The organism is Bacteroidales bacterium, assembly GCA_012517825.1.
In the GTDB taxonomy this organism is placed as follows: domain Bacteria; phylum Bacteroidota; class Bacteroidia; order Bacteroidales; family JAAYUG01; genus JAAYUG01.
Map to the genome: position 1 here is coordinate 1 of JAAYUG010000043.1, position 8,546 is coordinate 8,546.

At 48.2% G+C, this 8,546-nt stretch carries 7 protein-coding genes; 2 read left to right on the forward strand and 5 right to left on the reverse strand.

Translation table 11 applies throughout. From position 1 onward, the window contains the following. Positions 1–652 precede the first annotated feature (652 nt). Entirely contained in the window at positions 653–859 is a 207-nt protein-coding gene (locus GX419_02965; GenBank protein NLI23655.1) for a hypothetical protein, read from the forward strand. Between the two features lie 56 nt (positions 860–915). Here GX419_02965 and GX419_02970 read toward each other — a convergent pair whose 3' ends face one another. Beyond that, complete coding sequence (locus GX419_02970) at positions 916–2,277, reverse strand: NAD-dependent succinate-semialdehyde dehydrogenase (GenBank protein ID NLI23656.1); 1,362 nt, start codon at positions 2,275–2,277, stop codon at positions 916–918. A gap of 88 nt (positions 2,278–2,365) precedes the next feature. Here GX419_02970 and GX419_02975 point away from each other — a divergent pair, with 88 nt between their 5' ends. Then, the gene (locus tag GX419_02975) at positions 2,366–5,161 is read left to right on the forward strand and encodes a glycoside hydrolase family 2 (GenBank protein NLI23657.1); all 2,796 of its coding nucleotides are present in this window, start codon (positions 2,366–2,368) and stop codon (positions 5,159–5,161) included. Between the two features lie 3 nt (positions 5,162–5,164). Here GX419_02975 and GX419_02980 read toward each other — a convergent pair whose 3' ends face one another. The 4 genes from GX419_02980 to GX419_02995 all read right to left on the reverse strand — a co-directional run. Further along, positions 5,165–5,770: a hypothetical protein gene (locus GX419_02980; protein ID NLI23658.1), complete on the reverse strand. Its 606-nt coding sequence runs from the start codon at positions 5,768–5,770 to the stop codon at positions 5,165–5,167. Positions 5,771–5,776: 6 nt separating this feature from the next. Further along, a complete protein-coding gene (locus GX419_02985) occupies positions 5,777–7,189 on the reverse strand; it encodes an alpha/beta hydrolase (protein ID NLI23659.1) in 1,413 nt (470 codons plus the stop codon). A gap of 21 nt (positions 7,190–7,210) precedes the next feature. Further along, positions 7,211–7,945 carry a hypothetical protein gene (locus GX419_02990; GenBank protein ID NLI23660.1) on the reverse strand — a complete coding sequence of 245 codons (735 nt, stop codon included), beginning with the start codon at positions 7,943–7,945 and terminating at the stop codon, positions 7,211–7,213. Positions 7,946–8,020: 75 nt separating this feature from the next. Beyond that, positions 8,021–8,546 (reverse strand): hypothetical protein (locus GX419_02995; GenBank protein ID NLI23661.1); only part of this gene is annotated, 526 nt, incomplete at its 5' end.

Here is an 8,546-nt window from a genome sequence, read left to right on the forward strand (position 1 = left end):
AAGAGGCCTCAGCCTTCAATCGTGGAGACTTTTTTTGGTTACTTTTTTGTGTAGCTGACAAAAAAGTAACTCAGGGTTCGGGGTGAAACCCCGCATAACCCTTTTCATAAAGCCCCCTACCCTCATCCTTTATGCAAGCATTACAATGAAAATAAAGCCTTCACTAAATCTTTTGCGGGGATTGAGGTCAAATCCCGACTTTGGCGTCGGGCCCTCTGCCGTAATTCTATGCATTCAGGCATTCACAACAGCCCGGGTCACCTTTTTTGCCCTGGCCGGCGCGCATTGAGTTTCCGTGAACATTAAAAATCTTTTTTGGAATGAAATTTGGCTCATATTCGTGTTCTTGCTCTTTGAGTTCCTTGATATTTTTATTTCAAAGAAAATTTTTTCTCAGAAACCAAAGCGAAACGGGAAGTTTCGAATTGCAATGTACACGGTATCATCCATGGTAAGTTGAAAGCCTACCTTTACAACACCAGAGGTGTTGAAGAAAACGATCTTAGGTGTAATTAATGGGCCTTTTAGCACAAGCAGATTAGGTATTAAAATGAAACATCAATACCTTAATTTCACAGGCAACTGCCACTGTTACACGGGGTGTTGTCGGGAAAAATAAAATTTAATCAACATTACGCAGAAATACTGCGCAATGTGCCGCAAGGGCCGCTTCCACTTCGTTTCAGCGGGGTTTGCCCGGATGCTTGCGCGCAAGGCCAACGCACTGCGCATCAGTTCGCTTTTGCTCCTGATGCGCAATCCGGGCTTAACCGGCCGCTTCCACTTCGTTTCAGCGGGGTTTGCCCGGATGCTTGCGCGCAAGACCAACGCACTGCGCATCAGTTCGCTTCGCTTCTGATGCGCAATCCGGGCTTAATAAAATCTTGAAATTGGCCTTAAAGCCAATAATATCATTTAAGGTTCAGCAATATATACCGTCTGGACATTTACGAATTCACGGATTCCATGCCATGACAATTCGCGTCCGTACCCTGACTTTTCTGTTCCTCCGAAGGGAAGCCTCGGATCGGATTTTACCATTTCATTGACAAAAACTGCCCCGTCTTTGAACCAGGGAATCATTTTTTCCGCTCGTCCCAGATCGGAGGTAAAAACAGTAACCCCCAGCCCGAATGGAGAGGCGCCGGCCAGTTCCATCATTTTCGGTTCATCCGGGACCTTGATAATAACAGCCACCGGTCCGAAAACTTCTTCCCTGAAAACCGGCATGTCAGCCGTAACGTTGATCATAACGGTGGGTTCGAAGAAGGCTCCCTGCCGGTGTCCTCCGTACAGTACAGTTGCTCCCAGGTACTGCGATTCAGTTACCTGCCGTTCTACCTTTACGGCATGCTCAATACCTGCCAGCGGCCCCATTTCCGTGCCGGGATTCATGGGATCTGACACAACCAGTTTTTGCACTTTTTGCAGAAACATTTCCACAAACTCATTGTACACGCTTTGGTGAACAATATACCGTTTTGCCGCAATACAACTCTGGCCGGCATTTTGCATTCGCGACCTGAAACCCGTTTCAACGGCAGCAGGAAGGTCAGCATCATTCAGTACCAGAAAGGGATTGCTTCCGCCCAGTTCCAGCACGGTCTTTTTCAGGTGGCGGCCGGCCAGCTCAGCTACCTTGGAACCTGCTTCCGGGCTTCCGGTTAAGCTAACTGCCTTTACCAACGGATGGGCAATCAGTCCTGCCACCTTCTCCGAACTGACGGGGATATTCTTAAAAACTCCTTCCGGACAACCGGCTTTCAGAAAAATATCTTCTATCAGTGCAGCGCATTGCTGAACATTGGATGCATGTTTCAGTACAATGCAATTTCCGGCCAGCAGAGCAGGAACAGCACACCGGAAAACCTGCCAGAAAGGGAAATTCCAGGGCATAATGGCCAGAATGGTTCCCAGCGGGGCATACCGAACATAGCTGTGCTTTGCATCCGTAAGAATCTCTTCGTTGCGCAGAAATGCAGGGCCATTTTCAGCATACCAGGAACAAAGCCAGGCGCACTTTTCTATTTCGGCAATGGATTCACGCAAAGGCTTGCCCATTTCCGACGTTATGGTACGGGCATACAATTCTTTGTTGGCATGCAGTATAAGACCTGTTTTTCTTACCAGATCGGCCCGCCGCGCAACCGGAAAATACTTCCAGAAATGAAAAGCCTTTTCTGACTGACGAAAAACTGCCTGAACCTGACGGGCAGAAAATTCGGCAACGGCAGCAATGCATTCACCTGTATACGGATTAATGCTTTTCAGTTCCATAAGTTTTTTTATCAAAGTTGGAATTTTTTCTGTCATTTTGTTCAACAGAGCATTTTTCCTATCTTCAGCCCCATCAATATTCCCATGTATGAAGAAGCTTTTATCGGTGGCAGCAGGAGTGTTTCCTTTTCTTTTCTGCTCGCTGGCTTTATTTTCCCAGAATCAGGTTATTCCGCTTCCTGAGCATCCGCGGCCCGATTTTGAACGGCCGCAGTGGATCAACCTCAACGGAACCTGGGATTTTCGTTTCGACAAGGAAAATGTGGGAGAAAAGAATTTCTGGTACAGGCAGTTTCAGCCCGAACAGAAAATTCTGGTTCCGTTTTCCTGGGGTTCTCCCTTATCGGGTGTCGCCAACGAAGCCGATATCGGGTGGTACTCCCGTACCATTGATATTCCGGAATCCTGGAAAGGACAACGGATTTTTATCGTTTTTGGAGCTTCTGACTGGAGAACCACAGCCTGGCTGGATGGCACAAAGCTGGGTTTCTATCAGGGAGGATACACTCCATTTGAATTTGAGATTACCCCGCTTGCCGTACCCGGGAAAACGCACCGGCTGGTAGTGAAGGTTGATGACTCTCCGGCACAGTACAAACTGGAAGGGAAGCAGGGGTACGGCCCGGCACGTGGCTTCTGGCAAACGGTTTACCTCGAAGCCCGCGGAAGCAACTACCTGAAAAAGGTTCATTTTGTGCCCGACATCGATCGTTCCCTGGTGCAGGTAAGCTATTACCTCGGGCAGCCTCTGGATCAACCTGCTGAACTGATGATTTCCGTTTCTCTTCCCACCGGAAAAGATACGGTCATCATACGAAAATTAAAGAAAGGAGAGGAGGTGGGAACCCAGACAATCTTCCTTCCCGGTGCCCGTCTCTGGACCCTCGACGACCCCTGGCTCTATGATGCTAAACTGAAGCTTGTTGCTGAGCGTAAGACCATTGACGAGGTCAAAACCTATTTCGGCATGAGGAAAATCAGTGTGGTGAACCTTCCGGGAACGGCATTCCCGTACATTGCTCTCAATAACAGGCCGGTATATCTGCAGCTCACACTCGATCAATGCTATCATCCTGAAGGGTTTTATACCTATCCGTCTGATGCCTTTATGCGCGACGAAATTTTGCGATCAAAAAAGATCGGCCTTAACGGAAACAGACTGCACATCAAGGTCGAAATTCCCCGCAAACTTTACTGGGCCGACAAGCTGGGTCTGCTGATCATGGCCGATGTGCCCAACAGCTGGGGAGAACCCGGCCCTGAAATGCGGAAAGAATGGCAATATGCCATGGAACAGATGATTGACAGGGATTTCAACCATCCGTCCATTTTTTCCTGGGTTCTGTTCAATGAAACCTGGGGGCTGTTCTCCAGCGACGGTAAAAAAAGAGTATATGCCGACAGCACGGCACATTGGGTGGAGCAAATGTACTACCGGGCCAAAAAACTCGATCCGACCCGTCTTGTGGAGGACAATTCAGCCTGTAACTATGATCATGTTGTCAGTGATATCAATTCCTGGCACAGTTATTTGCCCGGCTATGCCTGGAAGGACTTTATGAAGGTGGTTATTGACAGTACCTTCCCGGGATCTCCCTGGAATTACCGCCATCCTGCGGTTCAGGCGCAGGCGCCCATGATCAACAGCGAATGCGGCAACGTTTGGGGATACAACGGGAGCACAGGAGATGTGGACTGGAGCTGGGATTACCACCGGATGATCAATGAGTTCCGTATGCATCCCAAAATGGGTGGATGGCTCTATACCGAGCATCACGATGTGATTAATGAGTGGAACGGATATTACCGTTACGACCGCAGTGAAAAAGAAACCGGACTGGGCGAACTGGTTCCCGGCATGAGCCTGAACGACCTGCACAGTCCGTTTTACCTGTCGGCCGGAAGCGAATTATGCCGGCAGGTGTTTCCTGACGAAGAGGTTGTTCTGCCGCTTTTCGCTTCTTTTATGACAGATGCTTGCGCAGGAGATTCCCTCGTTATTGTCCATGAAATGTACGCATGGGATCAGCTCGGTAATTACAATTATGTGGCTTCCGGGCGGGATATGGTGCCGTATAAGCCCTGGTATCAGGGCCATCTGGCTGATCTGAACGTGCGTATGCCCTGCTATCAGGGATTGGCACTGGTTTCCTGGCAGATTGAAACCCGTTCCGGTAAGGTTCTGCACCGGAACTTTACTACATTTTATGTTACAGCAGGAAATACACCCGGTAGGGAAACCATTACCAGGCAGGGGAAAACGTTTGAACTGGTGCGTTTTCATCCTGCATCCTATGCTTCTGCCGGCTGGACGACCAAAACCAGCCGGGTAATGAATGGACTGAAGGTTTGGGGCGACGGAAAGGGTTATTTTGAATACCGGATCCAATGGCCCTCCGGTCTGAAAAAGGAAAATATTGCAGGCCTTACCTTTCTGCTGGAAGCCTCGGCAAAGGAACTGCTGGGGAAAGATCGTCCTGAAGGCATGCAGAAGGGCGGTGATTATATGCGGGGCGAAGGTTTTCATGACCCGGGGCTCAATCCCAATGCATACCCTATGACGGATACCCGGAAATTTCCTTCCCTGCTCACAGTAAGGGTAAACGGAATTTCCGCCGGTCAGTTTTATCTTCCCGATGATCCTGCTGATCACAGAGGGATTCTGTCGTGGTTTTCCCAGCCCCAAAACGGAAGGCTTGACGAAGCCGGCTCATACGGTTATCTGGTTCAGGCAGTAGTTCCCCTGGATGCCCTGCAGGAAGGGAAAGACATTATCATACGGCTGGAAGTAAATGACGGATTGCCGGGCGGACTGGCCATTTACGGAGAACGTTCCGGAAGATACCCCTTCGATCCGACGCTGGTGTTTCAATTAGTGCACTGAGGATTATTTCTGTTTTCTCCCGGGCCGGTAATTTTCAGGGGCATCGGCAAAAACCTGCGCTCCGTTTACTTCCTTCTTCGCCTTGTCGAATACCATAGCTACACCCGTGAACCGATAACCGGGCGTTATGATATTGGTGTAATGCCTCTTGCTGTGAACCCAGCCGTCAACCATTTGATATGCTGCCTGCTCATAGGTTTCGACAATAAGGGTTTTTGTCCTGGAACCTGAGGCATAGATCGGAACCAGCACATAGCCCCTGGCAAGATTTTCCGCTGCGGCTGTGAAGGGGAAACCATAGTAATCAAGCCTGTCTTTCAATGTCTTTTTCCTTCGGTTTGCCTGAAAATGAGTAAGTTCCTTTTTCCCTCTCTGGTATTTTGCCTGATCCAGAGCCGCCATGTACAAAAGGGAATCGTTCTGCAGTGCATTCAGTCCGTGGGCTTTCCTCACACTGTCGATCTTTATTTTTACAAAATATTCCATCAGTCCGACGTCAAAATTATCAGAATCAATGCGTTTGTCGCTGGCATTCTGGGCCAGAACATCATAGCCGGGCCTGAAAGAAAGGAAGAGCAGAACACCGGCAAGCCATATCAGTTTGTTCATACCCGTTTAATTTTTAACTGATTCATCAATCCATTTTCCAATAAGCTCAAGAGCTTCCTGATTTATCGTTTCTTCTATTGTACCGTACTCAAAACCGTCTCCTGTTTTGCATTTCTGGAACAAGTGGTTCAGTCCTTCCAGCTTTTTGATAGTAAAGGATTTGCATTTTCCTTCTTTGAGCGCCTTTTCAATAGCCTCCAAATTCATGTCTGCCTGTACCTGGGTATCTTTGCTTCCGTTCAGTGCCAGCACAGGACAGGTTACCTTTCTGAGTGTTGTTGCCGGCTGGTAGGTCAGGCAAAATCTCCACCATTGACTGGAGAAAGCCCTGATCATTCCTTCCAGTTGTTCGGGTGTCCAGGCGAGAAGGTTTTTGTCTGTTTCGGGCAATCCGGCATAAGCTTTTAGTATTTTTCTTGCAGCAAGGCCTGAATCGCTTGTTGATGATATGATTTCAAAAATTTTTTTCCGGAACCCGATTTCGGTCCTGGTTTGTTCTTCTGTTTTTCCAAGCAATTTTAGCTGGCGTTCAATTTGATACAGAACAATCTGATCCATTCCTATACCCGGTCCGGCAAGAAGAACGATAAATGCAACCTTCTTTGAGCGGGAGGCAACCATGGGTGCTACCATCCCTCCTTCGCTGTGCCCGATAAGGCCTGTCCTTCCATGATCAATTTCTTTGCGGGTTTTCAGATAGGCAAGAGCGGCCATTACATCCGAAGCAAAATCAGCGGTTGTTGCGTCGTTGAAGTTGCCGGTGGATTTCTCGGTGCCACGGTCATCGAAACGAAGCACAGAAACTCCCCTGCGGGTAAGATAATCAGAAAGTACCAGAAATGGTTTATGGCCGAACAATTCTTCATCCCTGTTCTGTGGCCCTGAACCGGAAATCAGAATAACCGCAGGAAATGGACCTTTACCCTTCGGAAGAGTAAGGATGCCGGCAAGAGTAATTTTGTCCTTTGCATTTTCAAAGGTAACTTCTTCTTCAACGTACGGATATGGTTTCTGCGGTTCCTGCGGCCTTTTCAGCCCGGGCATTACGTCTGTTTTATGCAAAACCAAGGGAAACCTGAATCCACTCTGCCGGAAATCGCATACCATCGTCTTGTCGGTTGAATCAATAGTACCTTCCACCTCAATGTGGAGCGATCGCAGGATCAGATTCACTTTTCTGCCGTTACTTGTTACCTGGTCGAAGGGAAAATCATTCGGACTTTGTTCAATGGAACGAAGACTGGCCCGGAGGCTATCATTTTCATCCCGGAAAAATGTGAAGGCAAGGGTGAGTTCTCCTCCTCCCGGCACCGCTAGTTTCCCGCTCCATATTCCGGGAAGGGAGGGCTGGGCAAGTGCCGGCATCAGCAAAAGGAAAGCTTGCAGAAACAAAACAAAAGACAGGGTGCGGGTTTTCATACCATGGGTTTTAAATATGTGCTATTTGCTGCGGTTTTTACAATACAAATCCCACAATGGTCTGTAATCGAGAATCTGGAAGTTAATTCTTTCCTCTTCTTCAAACAGTTTGCAGAAATCAGCAGGCGACAACACCGATGCGGCTTTGAACAAGGGTTCATACCATTCTGGCTTCAGATCCCGTACTCCGTTTTTTACATAGAATATCTTCAGCCACAGTCTGTAGGCCTCATTGTCAGTTACTTCAGGCATTATCAGTGGTTCCAGTATTCCCGTTGCATAATCGTATGCCAGGAAGGTCATAAATAGCCTGGCAAGGTCTTTTCTGAATCCGGGAGACGGGGCTTTCGTCTTGTAATATTGGTATATGTAACGGAGAGAGGATGTCGCTTCACCGAATTTTTCATACCCTTTTTGCACAGTCTGGTTGATTTTTTCAAAATGAGCAAAGAGCCTCATTTGATCCAGTCCGTTTTCGGGAAGTTTTTTGCCGGCAGGTGCCGTAAGCCGGAGCACCCGTTCCGGACTGCTGAAAAACGAAAAATCGGAAGGGGTTTTAAGGGGGGCTGAATTGATCAGCCGGGCCTGAAAATTGTATTCAGCCTCAGGAGGTGCTCCATCAATCCCCGAAAGCAGCATAAGAAACCGAAGCTCCTGGTCTTCATTCAATTCCTTTGATCTGTAATGCAGATCGAACCATATCTTTCTGGCCGCCAGCGATGAAAATGGGTCTTTTGCCATGGAAAGGCCTGGCATAAGTGGCTGTTTAAATACCTGCATATCGGCCAGAAGGGGAAGGGTATCAACGGCCTGGCCGGAAAGGCTACCTGACTAGAGTTCGAGCAACAAATAGTCAAGAATATCCGACATCTTTTTAACGGCATCCTTCGGCAGGGGAGCATCGGGCTGTTTCTGAAACTGAAGCCGGTATTTCCTGAACAGGATAAGATACTCTGCCAACGCCTGCCTGTGAACGGTTTCAAGAGGTACAGAAGGGAAGAAACACACCATCACTTCGGAGTAACGTTGAGCGTCCAGCAGAGGCCGTAAAGAACCGAGGGCATTTTCGTTCACATACTTCCTGATTTTGGCTGTATCAGAGTTTTTTAAGAAGCTCAGTGAAGGGTCGTTCATCTGCTGTCGGAACATTTCCCAGTTTTCTGTTGCCGTAATGCTGAAACCAACTTTTTCCGGAACTTGCTTTCGCATGGAATCACTGAGAATCGCAGCTCTGCTGAGAAACAACCGGTAGTTGACCGGATAGTTGCCTTCGACGCTGGCAAATGAAGTTACCGTAATCCGGGAAATCCCCGAAAAATTATCGTGCAGAAAATTCTGCACACGTTGTATCATCTGC

What these genes read in the sequence shown, in the direction of transcription:
- GX419_02965 (NLI23655.1), top strand. Translation starts at nt 653, where the DNA reads ATGTGCCGCAAGGGCCGCTTCCACTTCGTTTCAGCGGGGTTTGCCCGG.
- GX419_02970 (NLI23656.1), bottom strand. Translation starts at nt 2,277, where the DNA reads ATGGAACTGAAAAGCATTAATCCGTATACAGGTGAATGCATTGCTGCC.
- GX419_02975 (NLI23657.1), top strand. Translation starts at nt 2,366, where the DNA reads ATGAAGAAGCTTTTATCGGTGGCAGCAGGAGTGTTTCCTTTTCTTTTC.
- GX419_02980 (NLI23658.1), bottom strand. Translation starts at nt 5,770, where the DNA reads ATGAACAAACTGATATGGCTTGCCGGTGTTCTGCTCTTCCTTTCTTTC.
- GX419_02985 (NLI23659.1), bottom strand. Translation starts at nt 7,189, where the DNA reads ATGAAAACCCGCACCCTGTCTTTTGTTTTGTTTCTGCAAGCTTTCCTT.
- GX419_02990 (NLI23660.1), bottom strand. Translation starts at nt 7,945, where the DNA reads ATGCCAGGCCTTTCCATGGCAAAAGACCCATTTTCATCGCTGGCGGCC.